Consider the following 17,352-nt stretch of genomic DNA (forward strand, 5'->3'; position numbering starts at 1 on the left):
CCCGTTCTATGGATAAATTGGCGTGATGGCGAGACCGGTCTCTTCATTCCAGCCATTCATCAAATTAAAGTTTTGCACTGCCTGACCGGCGGCGCCCTTCATTAAATTATCGATGACCGAGACGATCGTGACTCTGTTCGTTCTCTCGTCGTGGGTCACGGCGATATCACAGAAATTGCTGCCGTACACTTCCTTCGTTTGCGGATAATAGCCTTTTGGCCTTACTCTCACAAAATATGAATCTTGGTAAAATTCCGAATATAGGTTATGCAGGTCATCTGCGGATAGATCACAGGTTAACTGCGTATACATCGTCGCCATGATGCCCCTTGTCATCGGAACCAAGTGAGCCGAAAATGTAATGGGCCCGAGACCTGGCTGCCATTCATTCAGCGCCTGTTCAATTTCCGGCGTGTGCTGATGTTCATTGACTTTATAAATTTTAAAATTGTCGTTCAGCTCAGAAAAATGAGTGCCCATGGATGCTTTTCTTCCCGCTCCGGAAACCCCGGTCTTCGCGTCAACGATAACGAAAGATTCATCGAGCAGTTTCTTTTGGGCCAAAGGCGCGAGGCCAAGCAAAACAGCTGTTGGAAAACAACCCGGATTGGCAATGAGTTTCGCCTGTTGAATTTGCTTTTGATTCAGTTCTGCCAGACCGTATACCGCCTCTTGAATCACCGCCTTCGGTGCCGCTGCCCGTTTATACCATTTTTCATATTCAGCGGGCTCTTGTATCCTCAGATCACCTGACAGGTCAATAACCGGAATTCCCGCATCTGCCAGCTTCGGAGTCAATTCACTTGATACTCCGGGGGGCGCAGCAAGAAACATGATATCTATTTCGTGTTTGATCGTATTCATATCAATTGGCTTCAGCCTCTGATCCGCTAAGCCGATAAGATGAGGATAAACCTCGCTATAGACATTTCCTTCTCCGCTGGATGAATAAAGTATGCATTCCTCTGCATGAGGATGATGCGAAAGAATCCTGACAAGTTCAGTGCCTCCATACCCTGTAGCACCTACAATTCCTATTTTCAAAACAAGTTCACCCTCTTGGTCTTTGTGAAATTATTTAACATTATAACATGAATAAAAATTAATTCAATCGTATATTTAATATTTTTATTCATTTATAAATTTTCTGTTCAATGGAAATTCTGCTCAAAAAAATCAACACATCCACACCAAAAAATGTTGATATGACGCCTCTTTTCAGCCGCATAAAAAAACAGGCTGACGCGGTCAGCCTGTTTTCATCATCATCAATCCACTCAAAAAATATAGAATAGAGCTTGCATAAAAAATCATTTGCACTGTGAAAAAGTCAGCGAGAAAACCCCCGAGCATAATGGCTGCTGCTGAAAAGACAGCTGTCCAAAAATGGTAATTCCCGATCTTCTTTCCACGTTCTCCGCTGTCTGTAAAATCAGCGATCAGCACTTTTTCTCCATGCTTTTGCATCGCTCCAAAGAGCCCTAACAGCACTTGGACGATATACACTTGAACGACGCTTCCGATATGCGGGACATATAAAAGCAGAACAGCCATCCCCCAAGAGTTCGCAAGCAGAAAATAACGGCTGTCAAACCTTTCAGACAGCCGTCCGAGGAGCGGATAAATGAGCGCGCCGCTAAGTCCGAACAATCCGTAGGAAAAACCGAACTGCGTGTAGCTTGAGCCGATATTTTTCACAAACAGTATATAAAACGGAAAGATTAAGCTGCTTGCGAAAAATACGCTACTTTGTGATAATGTCAGCCATTTTAATTTGTTTTTCCCCATTATTTATACCTCTGATAAAAGTAATTCATAAAGCGTTCATCCGGGTCATAGGTTCGTTTTTTCTGAAAAAACACTTCGCTTTTCGGATATGCCTGTCTCATTTGCGCCTTTGTCTGGTAGGTCATATAAGGCAGATAATAGCTGCCGCCATGCTTGATAGCAACGTCTGTCATGCGCCTGATGATTCGAGCAGTATCTGCCTGGTCTTCTTTTGAAAAGCCCTCATTTATTAATAACACGAGCGAAAACATATCATCCTTCGCATAGGAAAGGTCGGCCTTTTCATTTTTCTGCACGTAGCGGATCGTAATGTTCAGCAGGTTGAGATCTTCGCCCGACAGCGTTTGTCTCAGATCGTCTATATAAGCCGTATACTCCTTCACAGGCACAAAGTATTCTTGCAGAACATCTGTGTTGTCATTGTTTTCATACTCAAGAAATTTTGATTCGGACCGCATGACATTATTGCGTGAGATCTCTGTGCCGTTTTGGCTTAGGAAATAGGATTGCTGCGTGCCCCACAGCCAATTCCTGCCCCATTCATACCGCCTTGACAAACCGAGTGCAAACTTTGTGGCTCCCGTATATTCATCTTCTTTGAGATCGCTGTATGAAGTCAGCTGATCCTGTTGATCAGCCAATACGTAATTCGTGACATACATGTCTTTCAGAAATCCTTTTTTCGCTGTTGATATTCGCGCCAGATGCATTCGGACTTCTGGATTTCCTTTTACGTGCTTTGTAAAATAGTCTGCGTATGCGCTGTAATTCATTTTTTCAGTCTGCATGACATACAGCTCATCATCCGTCAGTTCAAGCGTTACATCAAGAATCACACCAAAAAGACCGTACCCTCCGATGACTGCCGTGAACAACTCGTCTTTTGGAGTGACGGTGATAATTGTCCCATCAGCTTTTAAAAGCCGAAATGATTTGACTGTATCAATCAGCGAGCCGTAGCGGATATCACGTCCATGGGCATTAGCGCTGAGAGAGCCGCCAATTGTAAAGATGTTTTGTGACTGCATGACTTTTACCGCGAGTCCGTATGGATTCACGTATTTCTGGATGTCATTCCACGTTGCACCGCTTTGCACTCTGATGGTTTTCTTCTCTTTATCGAGTGACAGGATTTTGTTGTAGCCTGTCATGTCGAGAACGATGCCGTCCTCATAATATGTATGGCCGCCCATGGAGTGCTGAGCACCGGCGATTGAAATTTTTATGTTTTTTCGGTTTGCCTCTTTGACTGTGTCAAGGAGCGTTTCCTCTTCCTGCCCTTTCACTGTCTGCTTTATTTTCACAGGCATCAGGCGGCTGACATCCGTCATCTCGCTTGTGTCTGTTTTTTGCTCTGAGTGCACAGAGTACGCAAACAGGGCCGCATACGCGCCAATACAAAGCGCGAATGCAAGCAATTTCTTTTTCATAGTGCTCTCCCTGCTGTTTTTTTACAACCATTATACCATGTCTGCGCCCTCATTTTTCCATATTATCTTCTTGCCCGTTTTTCGGCACGGCGGTCGGCAACGATAAAGCAGGCGTGAATCGCGCCCGGCAGCCAAAAGATACAGGTCAATATGAGATTCAGCAAGGCCTGAAACGGTTTTCCCGAAAACAAAACAGCAAGCGGCGGGCACAAAACAGCAAGCAGGTACATCATTTCCTTTCACTCCTTTCAGCTGTAAAAAAGGACAGCCTCACATGTCAGGCTGTCCTTTTTTGTTTTATTGAATGCCAAGCGCAATTTTTGCGTATCTGGACATTTTATCTCTTGTCCATGGCGGATTCCATACAATGTGAACCTCTGTCTCTTTCACTTCAGGAAGGTCCGCTAATGCTTTTTTCACTTCATCCACGATAATCGGCGCTAAAGGGCAGCCCATCGATGTCAGCGTCATCGTCACGTGCGTTAAGCCGTCTTCATCCATATCAACGTCATATACCAAGCCAAGATTCACGATATCAACGCCAAGCTCAGGATCGACAACCTGTTCCAGGGCGCCCATGATGTTTTCTTTTAATGCTTCTTCCACGTTCCCTCACTCCTTTTTTCTACAGTATAACGTAAATTAAGCCCTTGTTAATAACGTAGTGCTTTATAAATACGTTTCAAACCATTCAATCGTTTTTAACACTGCTGTCCGCGGGACTTTATGGTCGGCGTTTTCATCTCCGATAAATTGCAGGCGTTCCGGCTGCTCGCTGTAATGGGATTTAATCGTTTCATAAAATGTCCGGGTCGGCGCGTAAGGCACGACTTTATCTTTTTCACCGTGCCAAAATAAAAGCGGCCGCTGGCGCAGTTTCTCGGGCTGAAGGCTGAGATCCCGCAATTCGAGACGTTTCATCAGCTCCTGTACCTTCTCTTCCGGCACGTCGATATCAATTCCCTGAGATTGAATATGATCAATCTGCCGCTGAAACAGCTCCACGTAATTCGGGCTTCCCATCAGGCTGACGCCGGCTTTTATCCAATCATATGCAGTCAAAGCGCCAAGCGTTGTGATGCCGCCCATTGACGTGCCTGCGAGTCCGATGCGGCCGCCGTCTACAAGGTCCTCGTTTTCAAAATGGTTTTTAAGCACGCCGATCTCTTCAATCTCGTTGAGGACGATGTCCCAAAAATGGCCAGCCAGCTCTTCAACAGCCATTTCTTCTCCCCGTTCACCATGGTGCAGAGCCTCCGGCAGAACGGCTCTGAAGCCCTTCTCCGCAAGCAGGTAAGCAATATGAAGGTTGTGTTCCTTCGCGCTTGTAAAACCATGGATAAAGAATACGAGAGGAACAGCGCGGTGCCTGTTCTCTTCCTTTACAATATGTAAAAAAGGAATACCGGAAACGGTTTGATTCTCAATTTGTATCACAATGTGCCCTCCTTAGGATAACCATAATCATAAGTGTAACATGTAGACAATAAAGATGGTAAAAAGCTACACTGTAAGTAAGGGAAAACAAGCAAAATCTAAGGTTAAAGGAGCTTTTCATGGAGACAAAACCCTATTTAATCGCATTAGATTTAGATGGAACGTTATTAAAGGATGATAAAACCATATCAGAAAACACTCTTCGGACGATACAGCACCTAAAAGATAGCGGGCATTATGTCTGCATCTCAACAGGGCGTCCGTACCGTTCAAGTTCTATGTACTACCAGCAGATGGAATTGACAACGCCGATTGTCAATTTTAATGGAGCATTTGTCCATCATCCGCTGGACGACAGCTGGGGACGGTATCATACGTCACTCCCGCTTGATGTTGTCAAACAGCTCGTGGATATCAGCGAGAGCTACAACGTACATAACGTGCTTGCTGAAGTCATTGATGACGTATACTTCCATTACCATGATGAGCACCTGATTGATGTCTTTAACATGAACACAACAAATGTAACGGTCGGAGACTTGCGGGAAAATCTCGGTGAAGATGTGACGTCCGTACTTATCCATGCAAAAGAAGAAGATGTGCCGGCAATACGCTCTTATTTATCGGATGTTCATGCCGAGGTGATCGACCATAGAAGATGGGCCGCTCCGTGGCATGTCATTGAAATTATCAAAAGCGGCATGAATAAAGCGGTCGGCCTGCAGAAAATCAGCGATTTTTACGGCGTGCCGAGAGAGCGGATCATCGCTTTCGGAGATGAGGATAACGATTTGGAAATGCTTGAATTTGCCGGCTGCGGCGTCGCAATGGGAAATGGAATTGACGCGGTCAAGCAGATTGCCAACCGAACAACGGCTGCAAATGAAGAGGACGGCGTGGCAAGATTTTTGAAAGAATATTTCTCACTTTAAAGACGGTCCGTATTAATTTTTCCCACTCATAAACCTTACTTTACCCCACCATACTATTGAAGACGACTCATCTCGTCAAAGTATGGAAGGGGGCAGTCTCAAAATGGGTAAACGAAGCAAATCCAGAAGGTTTATTCAGCAGGGTAAAGACTCCATCGGGCTACACGCCGCAAGATTTCCATATCGGTCTACTTTAGAAGAAGCTCACCAGCATGCCGCGGCACGAGACTCGGCCGAAAGACAGGTTGAATATTAAATGAGAAACGAACTGTTTCAGCAGGCAAAATCATTTGTTCAACAGGCGGTCATGGTGACAAACGGCTTTGAGGAGGGCGATCAGGAGCAAGCGATTCTGAGAGCCAAAAATGCTGTATCTTCTGCGTATGCCAATTCGACAGATGCGGAACGTCGCCAGCTGCATCAATTCCAAAATCAGCTGGACAAACTGCAATAAAAAAAGGCTATGGCGATTCGCCATAGCCTCTTATTTGACTTCAAACTGCTGAACAGCCTGAACTTGCTTTAGATTTTCCGCCCTGCCCTTAAATGTCACCTTTACCTCATAGGTTCCGGGCTCAGGGACTTCCTTCCACACATCAGAGAAATCATATGTTTCTCCGGGTTCAAGTGTCAGGTTTTGAAAAGCCTGCGTAAACATTTTGTCTTTCGAATAACGGTATCTTTCTTTGTGCCCAGAATCATACACGACAAGTTCAAATTTTTGCCCTGTGCTGAATTGAAACTCGACAGCACGTTCGCTTTGGTTCTTCAGCGACATGTTAAACTTGATTTGTTCAGGCTCCTGAATTGCGTCAACAGATAAAACAACCTCTTGATTCTCCATTCCGCCTGATACCTCCTTATCGGGTTCTGTCTGCTCATCTTTCCCGCAGCCTATCAAAAACAGCACGGGGAGGAGCATCACAAGCAGCCGTTTCACGACTTCCACCTGCTTTCGTCAGTCTTTTCTAAAGAAACCAAAAATCCCTGTCGTTTGAACAATGTTCGTAAATGCTTTCGGATCAACTTCTTTGACGATTTTCTCTAAATCGTACAGTTCGTACCTCGTAATGACGATAATCATCATTTCCTTCTGTTCGTTCGTAAAAGCTCCTTTTGCCGGAACAGTTGTGATGCCGCGCACCATTTTTCCGTAAATGGCTTCCTTAATTTCGTCCGCTTTTTTCGTCACGATCATCGCCGTGAGTTTCATGTGGCGGGTGTGAATGGCGTCGATCACCCTCGTTGTCACATATAGTGTAACCAGGGTATATAATGCTTTCTCCCAACCTTGCAATAATCCTGCCGTCAAGATGATAATCCCGTTTAGAATGAAGAAATACGTGCCGACGGGTTTATCCTTCCACTTTGCAAGGACCATGGCGACGATATCAAGCCCGCCTGTCGAAGCCCCGTATTTTAATGTTAAGCCGATACCAACCGCTGAAATGACGCCGCCGAACACCGCGTTCAGCAAAATATCATGTGATAAGCTTGTTTCCGGCAGGATCCCCATAAACAGAGTAGTGAGTGCAACACTTAAAATGCTGTACACCGTAAACGATTTGCCGACCTTCAGCCATCCTAAAATACCGACCGGAATATTTAAGAGGAACAAGAGCGTTCCCGTCGATATGTAAAAGGGGGCATATTGATCAACGACGCTTGATAAAAGCTGGGCGACACCTGTAAATCCGCTGGCATATACATCTGCCGGAATCAAAAATAAGTTCAGCCCGGCTGCATTGAGTAAAGCGCCGATGATGACGATGAGTAATTTTTTTGTTTGATCTAGTACCATGGCATGTTCCTCCGCTCTTTCTTCTTTATTATGTTTTCCCTTAAAACAAATATTTGAACACGATTTTGGCAAATTAATATGATATAGTTGGCTTAAACTCTCATGATAACGAGCGATAACGGAAAGAAGGGAAGCAATATGACAGTTCATCTCATCGCTGACAGCGCAGCTGATTTGCCTCGTTCTTATTTTGAAGAAAAAAGCATTGGCTTTATTCCGCTCAGGGTTTCACTCGGCGATAAAGAATTCGAAGATGCAGTCACAATTCATGCTGATCAAATATTTGAAGCGATGCAAAATGGAGAAACGCCCAAGACGTCCCAAGCCTCACCGCAAACGATTAAAAATGTATTTTTGCAATATGCCGAAACAGGTGATCCCGCTCTTTACATTGCCTTTTCCTCAGGTCTCTCCGGCACGTATCAGACAGCTGTAATGATCGCCAATGAAGTGAAGGAGGAATTCCCTGATTTTGATTTGCGGGTCATTGATTCCAAATGCGCTTCATTAGGATACGGCCTGGCTGTCCGGCATGCTGCCGATCTCTGTATCAACGGGAATACAATACAAGAAATTGAAACGTCTGTAAAGAACTTTTGCAACCAGCTTGAACATATTTTTACCGTTGATGATTTAACATATCTCGCAAGGGGTGGCCGGATATCCAAAACATCCGCTTTTGTCGGCGGCCTGCTGAATATAAAACCGTTGCTTCAAATGGAGGACGGCAAGCTTGTGCCGCTGGAAAAAATTCGCGGACAGAAGAAACTTTTCAAACGGATCATCGAGCTTATGAAAGAGCGCGGGGATGATTGGAGCAATCAAACCATCGGGATCAGCTACGCCGCGAACAAAGAAAAAGCCACGGACATGAAACACTTGATTGAGGAAGCCTTCAAGCCGAAAGAAATCATTATGCATTCTATCGGTTCTGCAATCGGCTCCCACGCCGGTCCAGGTACATTGGCAATATTCTTTTTAAGAAAATGAGCAAACAAAAACAGTCAGACTCTGTGCCCTGACTGTTTTTGTTTGCTTATAAAATGCCGACAGCCTCATACGCTTTTTCGACTGAAGCTGATTGCTTCGATCCTTCACCGTATAAATCATTGGCGGCTTCAATCGCCGCTTGCTTCATCATGCTAAAATCTGTAGATGCCGTTACATAATATGTTAAAGCCCGATAGTAAATTTGTTCACATGCTTCACGCCCTATCCCTTCAACCTGCACATTGTGGTGCACGCCTCCTTCTGCCAGAAGGTAAGCTGCTTTATTGTGGATGGACGAATTGATATGGACTCCGCCATAATCCTCTGTTCCTGTGTAGCGGTTCGAGTAATGATCTGGATTTCCCTGCTTAGATGGGTCCTCTAACGACCGCAATGAATCTCCTGCAATATCCGGAGTATAGACATCCTCGCCGATTTCCCAATCATCACGGTCAGCCATTGCGCCCATAATATCGGAAATGGACTCATTTAATGCACCGGGTTCTCCTTGATATAATAGGCCGGCGGAATACTGTGTGACTGCGTGTGTGATTTCATGCGCGACAATGTCGAGCGATCCGGACAGCGGCTTAAATTTTGAACCGTCTCCATCACCGTACACCATCTGGACGCCGTTCCACGCTGCATTGTTCCATTGTTTGCCGACATGCACGGTAGACGTAATCCTTGCTCCGTTTTGATCAAAAGAATCACGGCCAAATGTCTTGCTGTAATAATCGTAAACGGCTTGCGCATTTGCATGCGCGTCTACAGCCGCAGGTTCATTAAATACGGAAGTGCCACTGACTATTTCTTTGCCCGAATATCCGATCAGTTGAGACAAAAGCGTAAACAAGGTTTCGTTCAGGTTCTCCGCGTCAAACGTATTGATCCCTTTTCCCCTTGTTTCGTCGGCCAAATAAAAGCGCCCATCCTGTACTGTGACGTCAAAGCTTTTTTCATCGCCTGACACGCCGATTCCTGTACCTGCCGCTTCATGAATGGCATTAAAGGACTCGATGACCTTTCCGCTATTGGCATCGATGACATAATGCCAATAGCCAGGCTCAGGTTCAGATGTCGAGAGTCTCACAAGATAGGCAAGAGCGAATTTCCCGTCGTGTGGATAGATATATAATTCGCCCTTTGGTTCCCCATCAAGATATTTGATTTTCCCAATGGCAGCCTCGAGCTCACGCTGCGCTGTACGTATTGCTTTTTTCTCAGAAATAGACGGTGTGACAGAGACGTCCTTGATTTGCGGGTGCACCTTTCCAAAGAAACTTGTCACTTGTTTGTTATCCTTCATCGCGACCGCTTGTTCAAAGCCGTAAATCGGAATTCCTTTGTAAACCTCCGTTAATTTAAAAAACGTTTGTTTTGTTTTTGGATCCTTTATGGTTTTCGAAATACGAAAATGGCTGTTCGCATTCCCTTTGAGCTTAAAATGCGATTGATGTTTATCAAGATAGGAAAATAACGATTCTTTCTGAGTTGTGTTTTGTACCGGCTTCTGTGATGGCTTTTCGATGATGTATGAAGGGGTTTGATACGTATGGTCGTATTTGATGCTTTGATCAGCTGAGGCATGTGTTACAAAAACCATTTGGGCCGCCGTGCAGAAGCCGGCCAGTAATAGAGATGTCTTAGTCAGATTGCGCAAAACACCACATCCTTCCTATTTTGGAATCTATTATTTTTCTTCATCCTATCAAAAATACAAAAACTTGTATGTGGTGCTTCGTTCTTATTTTCCCAAAAAAGAAGGGCAGAGATATTTCGCTCTGCCCTTCTTTTTCTACTCTACTAATTTTTTATTGACATAAATAATAACCCCTGCGCCATATGCCAGTATAAGCGGTGGTATGAGCTGCTCCTGGCCTTGAAATGAGATAAAACTATTCAGCAAAATAAACAAACCGGAATTCAGGAAAAAGTAGCCTGCTATTCTGGCCAGCCGATCTTTATCCCGTATGCGCGCCTCGTTAAATCCGGCCAGCATCCAGGTTTGTTTTTTGATCCCGACAAAATAGGCAACCACAAAGAATAAGAGCGCGATGACGATTAATAGATAATTGATGCTGATTTCCATCTTACAGCCTCCTACACATTACTTGATGTTAAGAAAAAGAAAAAAAGCGGCGCAGCTTACTGCAATCAGCAGCAGGACGACAAACGCCTTGAGGAACGGGCTTAAAAGAAGCAGCACTGCTAAAAACAGCAGATAAGCCGCACCGACTCGCGAAATCGTGACAATCTCCTTTTGAGAGCGCATTTTGTTTTTTCTGACGCCGGCAAACATCATCATTTTTTTCCGCTTCCATACATATCCGGCGAGCACCGCTAAATAAACAGCCAGCGGCAGATGTCTGAAATCGGGCGGCAGCAGCGGCAGGGCGATTATCGCGACAACGAGAAGAACTGAAAGCCAGCTTTTGTCCAATAAAGACCTCCTCCTATTCAGCTCTTTCCCATCACCCATCATCACTTCGGCAAGCTCCTTCGGATGAGAAAATTCAGATTCAATAGCTTCCTGGAGTTCCTCTTCACTATGGCCGGCTTTGATTCTGTCTTGAACGAAAGCGGTGATATGCCCCTTTAATTCGTCGATAGCGTTTTCTCTCTCTACATCAGGCATATTCGCCAGCTCTGCATTTAGTTCCTCCATGTACCGGTCAATGATATGCTGGGCATTCATAGCAAATCCCCCGATAAAGACAGTAAGGCTTGATGGGTTTCCAGGTATTTTTCCAGCCGTTCTTTTAACATTTCTTCTCCTTTTTGCGTCATTTTGTAATACTTTCTTTTCGGGCCGTCCAGTGAATCTTCCCAAAAAAATTCGATCCATCCCTTCTCGGTCATTCGTTTCAGAATCGGATATATCGCTCCCTCAGAAATAGCGAGCGCCGAGGTGGTTTTTAAGGATGACGTCAGCTCATAACCGTACATCGGTTTAGATCGCAGAAGGGAAAGGATGGCCAGCTCAAAAATCCCTTTTCGAAATTGAACTATCCAGCGGTCATTCACTTGATTCGTTTTCATGGTTTCAATATATCGAAAAAACCACTATATATCAATCATATATAGCAGTGTAAAATGTCCTGTTTTTTCTTTTGGAAAAAATGGAATTTCTCATACTTTTTAACCTTTTTATTACATAAATGTTTTTATATTATGAAAAGTGTAAAAACGATTCTTCAGGTTAAAAGGAGCAGTCGAATGCAGAAATCGATATCATTTTTTATCATTTTTTCAGTCCTTTGGGGTTCGATATTTCTGTTTTCTATTATTGGCAGCTTAGGGACAACCCCGATCCCGCTGACAAAGGACTCCAAATTTCTCATGTCCAGCATCCTTCCTCAGGGCTGGGGCTTTTTCAGCAAAAATCCGCGCGATACTTCGATCGGCTTATATGAGGCTGAAGATGCCAGCGCCAAGGTCAGATGGCCCAATATGAGGGCTGATAACCTATTCGGCCTGTATCGGTATGGGCGGTCACAAGGCGTTGAAATGGGCGTGATCTACAGCCAAGTCGGCAAGGAACAGTGGACCGCATGCAAAGAAAAGAACCTCGGCGCATGCAAAAGCAAAGCAAAAACCGTGCAATTAAAAACACCCGCTCCCCGCCCGCTGCTTTGCGGCAGCTACTATTTGACGAAAGAGGATATTGTACCTTGGAGCTATTCTAAATACACCCCTTCGTCTTATCAGGTAAAAAGCATAGTCAAGGTTGTGATCTCATGCTCGAAAACATAAAAAAGACCATCACCAGTTGGGACGATAGAAACCCGTGGACGAATGTATACGGCCTCGCGCGAAGCATCATTGCGCTATCCAGCCTGCTGACGCTGCTCATCAATCACCCGAGCCTCATTATGAAGCCAGCCAGCGGAATCAGCAGTTATCCTGCTTGTAAAATGAATCTCAGTCTCTTTTGCCTCGGCGAAAATAACTATATGATGTTAAATCTTCTCAGATGGGTCTGCATTGCCATTCTGGTGCTTGTTGTCATTGGCTGGCGCCCCAGAATCACCGGGGTTCTGCATTGGTATGTCAGTTACAGCCTGCAGTCATCGCTGATCGTCATCGACGGAGGCGAGCAGGCAGCAGCTGTCATGACCTTTTTATTGCTTCCCATCACGCTGACCGATCCGAGAAAATGGCATTGGAGCACGAGACCTCTAGAGGGCAAAAGAACACTTGGAAAAATAACAGCTTTTATTTCGTATTTTGTGATCAGAATTCAAGTGGCGGTGCTTTATTTTCACTCTACCGTCGCTAAGCTGTCTCAGCAGGAATGGGTGGACGGAACAGCCGTCTATTATTTCGCCCAGGAAAAAACCATCGGCTTCAACGGCTTTTTTCAGGCGTTAACAAAGCCAATTGTAACAAGCCCGTTCGTGGTGATTCCGACATGGGGGACGCTGCTGGTTCAAATCGTCATCTTCGCGGCGCTGTTTGCGCCGAAGAAGCATTGGAGATTTATTTTGATTATCGCTGTTTTTATGCATGAGATTTTTGCAGTCATGCTGGGTCTGATCAGTTTCTCGCTTATCATGGCTGGCATTTTGATATTGTATCTCACACCTATCGATTCCACGATTCACTTTACATATATTCGCAGACTGTTGTGGAATAAAAAACAAAAGAAGGGAGAGGTTTCAGTTTGAAGAAGGCGTTTCTAGTATTTTTGTCGGTTGTATTGGTGACGACTGTGTTTTTGGTGAAGCAGCAAGAAAGTGTGGCCCAGGCAAAGCAGCTTGAGTATTCAGGTGAGGAAATTTTTAAAGGGTTTGTGTTTGCCCAAGGGGAAGTTGGCAAACAGCTTCCAGAGGTCTTTAATAAAGCGATGACAGACAAACTCAACACAAAACAGGCAAAGGCTTTTGCCAATCAGGTTGTCGCTGATATTAAAAAAGAGGATGCTGACTTTTTTGATAACCTGAAGAAAGCTGTTTACAGCAAAGATGCATTGAAAGTGGATGAACTGCTGAAAAAAGCAGGTCAAATCGTTGAAGAAAAAGTAGAAGCTGCAAAGGAAATCGCCGCTTCCAAGGATGATACATCCAGAGTTCAGGCCGAGCTTGTCAACACTGTTGATACCGCTAACTATTTCTATTATGTTTCTTATGTTGCTGCAGCCGGTGCCCTGATACTGATCATTCTCGCCATCGATATTACGCCGATTGCGATTTCAGACAATGTTGATCGCGAAATGGCAATCAGAACGCTTGTTGATGAATTAAACTAGACATAAAAAACGGCTCGCTCCGCAGTTCTGCTGCAGGCGAGCCGTTTTCATGCTATTTTTTCTCGTATGTCCATCCATCTTCCTGATACACTTTTCCGTTTTTCATTAAATGGCCAAGCGCGCGTTTAAAGGCGGCTTTGCTCATGTTAAAACGTTCTCTGATATCGTCAGGCTCGCTTTTGTCACTGTACGGCATGGCGCCGTTTCTCGTTCTCATGTACGTTAGAATGTACTCGGCATCAACAGACATTGCATCCTGTTTTCTTGGAAGCAGCGACAAGTTGACCGAACCGTCTTCTTTCACTTGAATCACCCGCCCTGTGACTCTTGAACCGAGTCTTGGCTCCTCTTTTCTTTCTGACGGGTGAATAAAACAGCGGATCCCGTCATCCGTAATCACGAATGAACCCGATGCGATCAGCCTGTACACCGTACCTGTCAGCTCTTTATTCATCAGATCTTCTGAAGCGTCGGTAAACAATTCGCTGATGATATCTTCCGGCGCTGGTTTCGCAAACATGCGCCCCCGGTTCGTCACTTTCAGCATACAGTAAAGCTTGTCCCCTTTTTGCGGCCAGACATCTTCGTACGGCGGCAAATGCTCAGTTGCGACTAGCGCGTCCTTCGATAAACCGACATCAACGAAAACGCCCATATCTTCCACTTTATCCACCACTTCAACCCAGCCATATTCATCCGCGCTGATGACCGGAATTTTCATCGTGGCCGCAAGCCTTTCCTGCTGGTCGACGTATATAAAGACTTCTACTTCCTCTCTGTCCTCGATATCCTCAGTCATTTCACTGTTATGTAAGAGAATCGTATCTTCACCGTCGGTTAAAAAGTAACCGAAGTCGGTTTGGTGATCTATACTCAAGGTTAATTGCTGCCCTGGTCTCATGCTATCGTCCTTCCTGTTCCGCTTATTTTATGCGGATTTTGTTAACATTTTTTCCAATCATCCCAAATTGATTCTTTGTTCTGTTGGAAGTTTCTCTTTATTCTACTATAATCAACACATAAGTTAAATGTTATGGAGGTTTTCATATGGCAAAAGAAAGTTCATTTGATATTGTATCAAAGGTGGAATTGCCTGAAGTGCAAAACGCGATCCAAATCGCACTGAAGGAAATCAGTACACGATATGACTTTAAAGGAAGCAAAAGCGATATTTCCTTAGATAAAGAGGAGCTGGTCCTCGTTTCCGATGACGAATTTAAATTAAGCCAGCTGAAGGATGTGCTGGTCAGCAAATTGATTAAACGCAACGTACCGACGAAAAACATTGATTACGGCAAGGTGGAAAATGCGTCAGGCGGAACGGTACGCCAGCGTGCAAAGCTTGTTCAAGGCATTGACAAAGACAACGCAAAAAAAATCAATACGATCATCAAAAACTCCGGACTGAAAGTAAAATCTCAGGTGCAGGATGATCAAGTGCGCGTCACCGGAAAAAACAAAGATGACCTGCAGCAGATTATTTCAGCTGTGAGTGGAGCAGATCTGCCAATTGACGTTCAATTTATAAATTTCAGATAAATTTTCTGATTCCTATTGATTATTATCTTTATTTTCGGTAAATTTGGAGAAAGGGAAAAACGCCAGGTATCTTTTGGCACTTCCTGACACGAAAATTTCATATCCGTTCTTATCAAGAGAAGCAGAGGGACTGGCCCGACGAAGCTTCAGCAACCGGTGTAATGGCGATTAGCCATGACCAAGGTGCTAAATCCAGCAAGCTCGAACAGCTTGGAAGATAAGAAGAGACAAAATCACTGACAAAGTCTTCTTCTTAAGAGGACTTTTTTTATTTCTCTTTTTTCCTTGCTGATGTGAATAAAGGAGGCAGACAATGGGACTTTTAGAAGATTTGCAAAGACAGGTGTTAATCGGTGACGGCGCCATGGGGACGCTCCTCTACTCCTATGGCATTGACAGGTGTTTTGAGGAGCTCAACATTTCAAAGCCGGAGGAAATTCAGCGCATACATAAAGCGTACGTTGAAGCTGGAGCCAACATTATTCAAACGAATACGTACGGGGCAAACTATATTAAATTATCCAGACACGGTCTTGAGGATGACATCAAAAAAATGAATCAGGAGGCCGTAAAGATCGCGCGGGCTTCAGCAGGGGATGCATACGTGCTTGGAACGATGGGCGGCATACGCACATTTAATAAAAACGCGTACAGCCTTGACGACATTAAGCGCAGCTTCCGCGAGCAGCTGTACCTGCTGCTGCATGAAGAGCCGGATGGCTTGCTGCTAGAAACGTATTATGATTTGGAAGAAGCCCGTGAAGTGCTGAAAATCGCGCGGAAAGAGACTGATCTTCCGATTATGCTCAATGTATCCATGCACGAGCAAGGCGTATTGCAGGACGGAACGCCGCTTTCTGACGCATTGCGCTCGATTGCGGATCTCGGAGCTGATATTGTCGGCATTAACTGCCGCCTCGGCCCTTATCATATGATTGAAGCGCTCAGCGAAGTGCCGATTTTTGATGACGTGTTCTTATCCGTTTATCCAAACAGCAGCCTTCCTTCGCTTGAAGAGGGACGGCTCGTCTATGAAACAGATGACACGTATTTTCAAAACAGCGCGTCCGAATTCCGTAAGCAAGGTGCGCGGATTATTGGCGGCTGCTGCGGCACAACGCCAAATCATATCCGGGCGATGGCGGAAGCGGTTGGCGGGCTGGCTCCGATTACGGAAAAAGAAGTCAAAACCCGGGCGAAAGAATTCATTTCTGTTCATCACGAGCGAACCGAGCCCGGCCTGAATGAGATCGCGGCGAAAAAACGCTCTATTATCGTAGAACTGGATCCGCCGAAAAAACTGAGCTTTGACAAATTTCTATCGGCGGCCGCTGAATTAAAAGAAGCCGGAATCGATGCCTTGACACTCGCCGATAATTCTCTGGCAACCCCACGGATCAGCAATGTTGCCTGCGGCGCCCTTGTCAAGCAGCAGCTCGATATGCGTTCCCTCGTCCATATTACGTGCCGCGACCGTAACATTATCGGCTTGCAGTCACATTTAATGGGCCTTGATACGTTAGGGCTGAATGACGTGCTTGCCATTACAGGTGACCCTTCTAAAATCGGGGATTTTCCTGGTGCGACGTCTGTGTATGATTTAACATCCTTTGATTTAATCAGGCTGATCAAACAATTCAATGAAGGTCTGTCTCTGTCTGGAAAACCGCTCGGCAAGAAAACAAATTTCTCAGTCGCCGCCGCATTTAACCCTAACGTCCGCCATCTGGATAAAGCGGTAAAACGGCTGGAGAAAAAAATAGATTGCGGCGCAGATTATTTTGTTTCTCAGCCTGTCTATTCCGAGCAGCAGCTTGTCGATATCCATAACGAAACAAAACATCTGAAGACGCCGATCTATATCGGCATCATGCCGCTGACAAGCAGCCGGAATGCCGAATTCATCCACAATGAAATTCCCGGCATTAAGCTGTCTGATACGATTCGCGAAAAAATGGCCCATGCCGGTGAAGATAAAGAAAAGCAAAAGGCGGAAGGCCTTGCAATTGCACGCTCCCTGCTGGATACGGCATGCGAGCTGTTTAACGGCATCTACTTGATAACGCCTTTCCTCAGATCTGACTTAACCGCTGAGCTCACTTCATATATTCAGCAAAAAGATGAGCAGCGCCAAAATATCTTTTTGCATTAATTCCCAAAAGATTGCCTGATCGAATCGGGCAG

General features: G+C 45.0%; 22 protein-coding genes and 1 riboswitch. Of the genes, 9 read left to right on the top strand and 13 right to left on the bottom strand.

The window, feature by feature from the left end; all coding sequences use genetic code 11:
• Positions 1-6: 6 nt before the first annotated feature.
• From argC to NZD81_RS10025, 6 genes are all read right to left on the bottom strand, one after another.
• A complete protein-coding gene (argC, locus tag NZD81_RS10000; RefSeq protein ID WP_069839024.1) occupies positions 7-1,044 on the bottom strand; it encodes an N-acetyl-gamma-glutamyl-phosphate reductase in 1,038 nt (345 codons plus the stop codon).
• A gap of 204 nt (positions 1,045-1,248) precedes the next feature.
• Entirely contained in the window at positions 1,249-1,788 is a 540-nt protein-coding gene (locus tag NZD81_RS10005) for an MFS transporter (RefSeq protein WP_069149356.1), read from the bottom strand.
• On the bottom strand, positions 1,788-3,218 hold the full coding sequence (locus tag NZD81_RS10010; RefSeq protein WP_289860429.1) for an FAD-binding oxidoreductase: 1,431 nt from the start codon (positions 3,216-3,218) through the stop codon (positions 1,788-1,790). Before NZD81_RS10010 ends, NZD81_RS10005 begins: the two co-directional genes overlap by 1 nt.
• A 62-nt stretch (positions 3,219-3,280) precedes the next feature.
• Positions 3,281-3,451, bottom strand: a complete 171-nt coding sequence (locus NZD81_RS10015) for a YqaE/Pmp3 family membrane protein (protein WP_003232996.1) — start codon at positions 3,449-3,451, stop codon at positions 3,281-3,283.
• A gap of 64 nt (positions 3,452-3,515) precedes the next feature.
• Positions 3,516-3,824 (bottom strand): metal-sulfur cluster assembly factor, encoded by a 309-nt coding sequence (locus tag NZD81_RS10020; protein WP_014663505.1) that lies wholly within the window; start codon positions 3,822-3,824, stop codon positions 3,516-3,518.
• Between the two features lie 63 nt (positions 3,825-3,887).
• Complete coding sequence (locus NZD81_RS10025; RefSeq protein WP_071582236.1) at positions 3,888-4,655, bottom strand: prolyl oligopeptidase family serine peptidase; 768 nt, start codon at positions 4,653-4,655, stop codon at positions 3,888-3,890.
• A gap of 119 nt (positions 4,656-4,774) precedes the next feature.
• On the opposite strand from NZD81_RS10025, the gene yitU reads away from it, so the two are divergent.
• The 3 genes from yitU (at position 4,775) to NZD81_RS10040 (ending at position 6,041) form a co-directional block, all read left to right on the top strand.
• Positions 4,775-5,587 (top strand): 5-amino-6-(5-phospho-D-ribitylamino)uracil phosphatase YitU, encoded by an 813-nt coding sequence (gene yitU / locus NZD81_RS10030; protein WP_282374173.1) that lies wholly within the window; start codon positions 4,775-4,777, stop codon positions 5,585-5,587.
• Positions 5,588-5,690: 103 nt separating this feature from the next.
• Entirely contained in the window at positions 5,691-5,843 is a 153-nt protein-coding gene (locus tag NZD81_RS10035) for a hypothetical protein (protein WP_003239346.1), read from the top strand.
• Positions 5,844-6,041 (top strand): DUF3813 domain-containing protein, encoded by a 198-nt coding sequence (locus tag NZD81_RS10040; RefSeq protein ID WP_003233010.1) that lies wholly within the window; start codon positions 5,844-5,846, stop codon positions 6,039-6,041.
• Between the two features lie 30 nt (positions 6,042-6,071).
• Here the strand turns inward: NZD81_RS10040 and NZD81_RS10045 are convergent, their stop codons facing one another.
• The gene (locus NZD81_RS10045; RefSeq protein WP_345774687.1) at positions 6,072-6,527 is read right to left on the bottom strand and encodes a BsuPI-related putative proteinase inhibitor; all 456 of its coding nucleotides are present in this window, start codon (positions 6,525-6,527) and stop codon (positions 6,072-6,074) included.
• 18 nt (positions 6,528-6,545) lie between these two features.
• Positions 6,546-7,388, bottom strand: coding sequence for a YitT family protein (locus NZD81_RS10050; RefSeq protein WP_003245017.1), 843 nt, complete (start codon positions 7,386-7,388; stop codon positions 6,546-6,548).
• A gap of 138 nt (positions 7,389-7,526) precedes the next feature.
• On the opposite strand from NZD81_RS10050, the gene NZD81_RS10055 reads away from it, so the two are divergent.
• The gene (locus NZD81_RS10055; protein WP_069149351.1) at positions 7,527-8,378 is read left to right on the top strand and encodes a DegV family protein; all 852 of its coding nucleotides are present in this window, start codon (positions 7,527-7,529) and stop codon (positions 8,376-8,378) included.
• Positions 8,379-8,424: 46 nt separating this feature from the next.
• Here NZD81_RS10055 and nprB read toward each other — a convergent pair whose 3' ends face one another.
• The 4 genes from nprB to NZD81_RS10075 form a co-directional block, all read right to left on the bottom strand.
• Positions 8,425-10,041 (bottom strand): neutral protease NprB, encoded by a 1,617-nt coding sequence (gene nprB, locus NZD81_RS10060; RefSeq protein ID WP_282374172.1) that lies wholly within the window; start codon positions 10,039-10,041, stop codon positions 8,425-8,427.
• 135 nt (positions 10,042-10,176) lie between these two features.
• Positions 10,177-10,470, bottom strand: a complete 294-nt coding sequence (locus NZD81_RS10065) for a DUF3784 domain-containing protein (RefSeq protein ID WP_003233021.1) — start codon at positions 10,468-10,470, stop codon at positions 10,177-10,179.
• Between the two features lie 18 nt (positions 10,471-10,488).
• The gene (locus NZD81_RS10070; protein ID WP_103031860.1) at positions 10,489-11,076 is read right to left on the bottom strand and encodes an HAAS signaling domain-containing protein; all 588 of its coding nucleotides are present in this window, start codon (positions 11,074-11,076) and stop codon (positions 10,489-10,491) included.
• Positions 11,073-11,420, bottom strand: coding sequence for a PadR family transcriptional regulator (locus tag NZD81_RS10075; RefSeq protein ID WP_003245674.1), 348 nt, complete (start codon positions 11,418-11,420; stop codon positions 11,073-11,075). Before NZD81_RS10075 ends, NZD81_RS10070 begins: the two co-directional genes overlap by 4 nt.
• A 177-nt stretch (positions 11,421-11,597) precedes the next feature.
• On the opposite strand from NZD81_RS10075, the gene NZD81_RS10080 reads away from it, so the two are divergent.
• Genes NZD81_RS10080 through NZD81_RS10090 form a run of 3 tightly spaced genes read left to right on the top strand, consistent with a single transcriptional unit; the run spans position 11,598 to position 13,629 of the window.
• Positions 11,598-12,134: an SdpA family antimicrobial peptide system protein gene (locus NZD81_RS10080; protein WP_040083475.1), complete on the top strand. Its 537-nt coding sequence runs from the start codon at positions 11,598-11,600 to the stop codon at positions 12,132-12,134.
• A complete protein-coding gene (locus tag NZD81_RS10085; RefSeq protein WP_040083476.1) occupies positions 12,119-13,048 on the top strand; it encodes a sporulation-delaying protein SdpB family protein in 930 nt (309 codons plus the stop codon). Before NZD81_RS10080 ends, NZD81_RS10085 begins: the two co-directional genes overlap by 16 nt.
• On the top strand, positions 13,045-13,629 hold the full coding sequence (locus NZD81_RS10090; RefSeq protein WP_003244950.1) for a sporulation delaying protein family toxin: 585 nt from the start codon (positions 13,045-13,047) through the stop codon (positions 13,627-13,629). Before NZD81_RS10085 ends, NZD81_RS10090 begins: the two co-directional genes overlap by 4 nt.
• A 52-nt stretch (positions 13,630-13,681) precedes the next feature.
• Here the strand turns inward: NZD81_RS10090 and NZD81_RS10095 are convergent, their stop codons facing one another.
• Positions 13,682-14,530 carry a CvfB family protein gene (locus NZD81_RS10095; protein ID WP_040083477.1) on the bottom strand — a complete coding sequence of 283 codons (849 nt, stop codon included), beginning with the start codon at positions 14,528-14,530 and terminating at the stop codon, positions 13,682-13,684.
• Between the two features lie 146 nt (positions 14,531-14,676).
• On the opposite strand from NZD81_RS10095, the gene NZD81_RS10100 reads away from it, so the two are divergent.
• A complete protein-coding gene (locus NZD81_RS10100; RefSeq protein ID WP_014663495.1) occupies positions 14,677-15,168 on the top strand; it encodes a YajQ family cyclic di-GMP-binding protein in 492 nt (163 codons plus the stop codon).
• A gap of 106 nt (positions 15,169-15,274) precedes the next feature.
• Positions 15,275-15,392: riboswitch (SAM riboswitch) on the top strand.
• A gap of 89 nt (positions 15,393-15,481) precedes the next feature.
• A complete protein-coding gene (locus NZD81_RS10105) occupies positions 15,482-17,320 on the top strand; it encodes a bifunctional homocysteine S-methyltransferase/methylenetetrahydrofolate reductase (RefSeq protein ID WP_282374170.1) in 1,839 nt (612 codons plus the stop codon).
• The last annotated feature ends 32 nt before the right edge of the window (positions 17,321-17,352 follow it).

It is taken from the genome of Bacillus sp. B.PNR1 (assembly GCF_030386235.1).
GTDB classification, from domain to species: Bacteria; Bacillota; Bacilli; order Bacillales; family Bacillaceae; genus Bacillus; species Bacillus stercoris.

Excerpts from the sequence above, each read along its gene's own strand:
- NZD81_RS10005 (WP_069149356.1), bottom strand. The coding sequence starts at position 1,788 with ATGGGGAAAAACAAATTAAAATGGCTGACATTATCACAAAGTAGCGTA.
- NZD81_RS10010 (WP_289860429.1), bottom strand. The coding sequence starts at position 3,218 with ATGAAAAAGAAATTGCTTGCATTCGCGCTTTGTATTGGCGCGTATGCG.
- NZD81_RS10015 (WP_003232996.1), bottom strand. The coding sequence starts at position 3,451 with ATGATGTACCTGCTTGCTGTTTTGTGCCCGCCGCTTGCTGTTTTGTTT.
- yitU (WP_282374173.1), top strand. The coding sequence starts at position 4,775 with ATGGAGACAAAACCCTATTTAATCGCATTAGATTTAGATGGAACGTTA.
- NZD81_RS10035 (WP_003239346.1), top strand. The coding sequence starts at position 5,691 with ATGGGTAAACGAAGCAAATCCAGAAGGTTTATTCAGCAGGGTAAAGAC.
- NZD81_RS10040 (WP_003233010.1), top strand. The coding sequence starts at position 5,844 with ATGAGAAACGAACTGTTTCAGCAGGCAAAATCATTTGTTCAACAGGCG.
- NZD81_RS10050 (WP_003245017.1), bottom strand. The coding sequence starts at position 7,388 with ATGGTACTAGATCAAACAAAAAAATTACTCATCGTCATCATCGGCGCT.
- NZD81_RS10055 (WP_069149351.1), top strand. The coding sequence starts at position 7,527 with ATGACAGTTCATCTCATCGCTGACAGCGCAGCTGATTTGCCTCGTTCT.
- NZD81_RS10065 (WP_003233021.1), bottom strand. The coding sequence starts at position 10,470 with ATGGAAATCAGCATCAATTATCTATTAATCGTCATCGCGCTCTTATTC.
- NZD81_RS10070 (WP_103031860.1), bottom strand. The coding sequence starts at position 11,076 with ATGAATGCCCAGCATATCATTGACCGGTACATGGAGGAACTAAATGCA.
- NZD81_RS10075 (WP_003245674.1), bottom strand. The coding sequence starts at position 11,420 with ATGAAAACGAATCAAGTGAATGACCGCTGGATAGTTCAATTTCGAAAA.
- NZD81_RS10080 (WP_040083475.1), top strand. The coding sequence starts at position 11,598 with ATGCAGAAATCGATATCATTTTTTATCATTTTTTCAGTCCTTTGGGGT.
- NZD81_RS10085 (WP_040083476.1), top strand. The coding sequence starts at position 12,119 with ATGCTCGAAAACATAAAAAAGACCATCACCAGTTGGGACGATAGAAAC.
- NZD81_RS10095 (WP_040083477.1), bottom strand. The coding sequence starts at position 14,530 with ATGAGACCAGGGCAGCAATTAACCTTGAGTATAGATCACCAAACCGAC.
- NZD81_RS10100 (WP_014663495.1), top strand. The coding sequence starts at position 14,677 with ATGGCAAAAGAAAGTTCATTTGATATTGTATCAAAGGTGGAATTGCCT.
- NZD81_RS10105 (WP_282374170.1), top strand. The coding sequence starts at position 15,482 with ATGGGACTTTTAGAAGATTTGCAAAGACAGGTGTTAATCGGTGACGGC.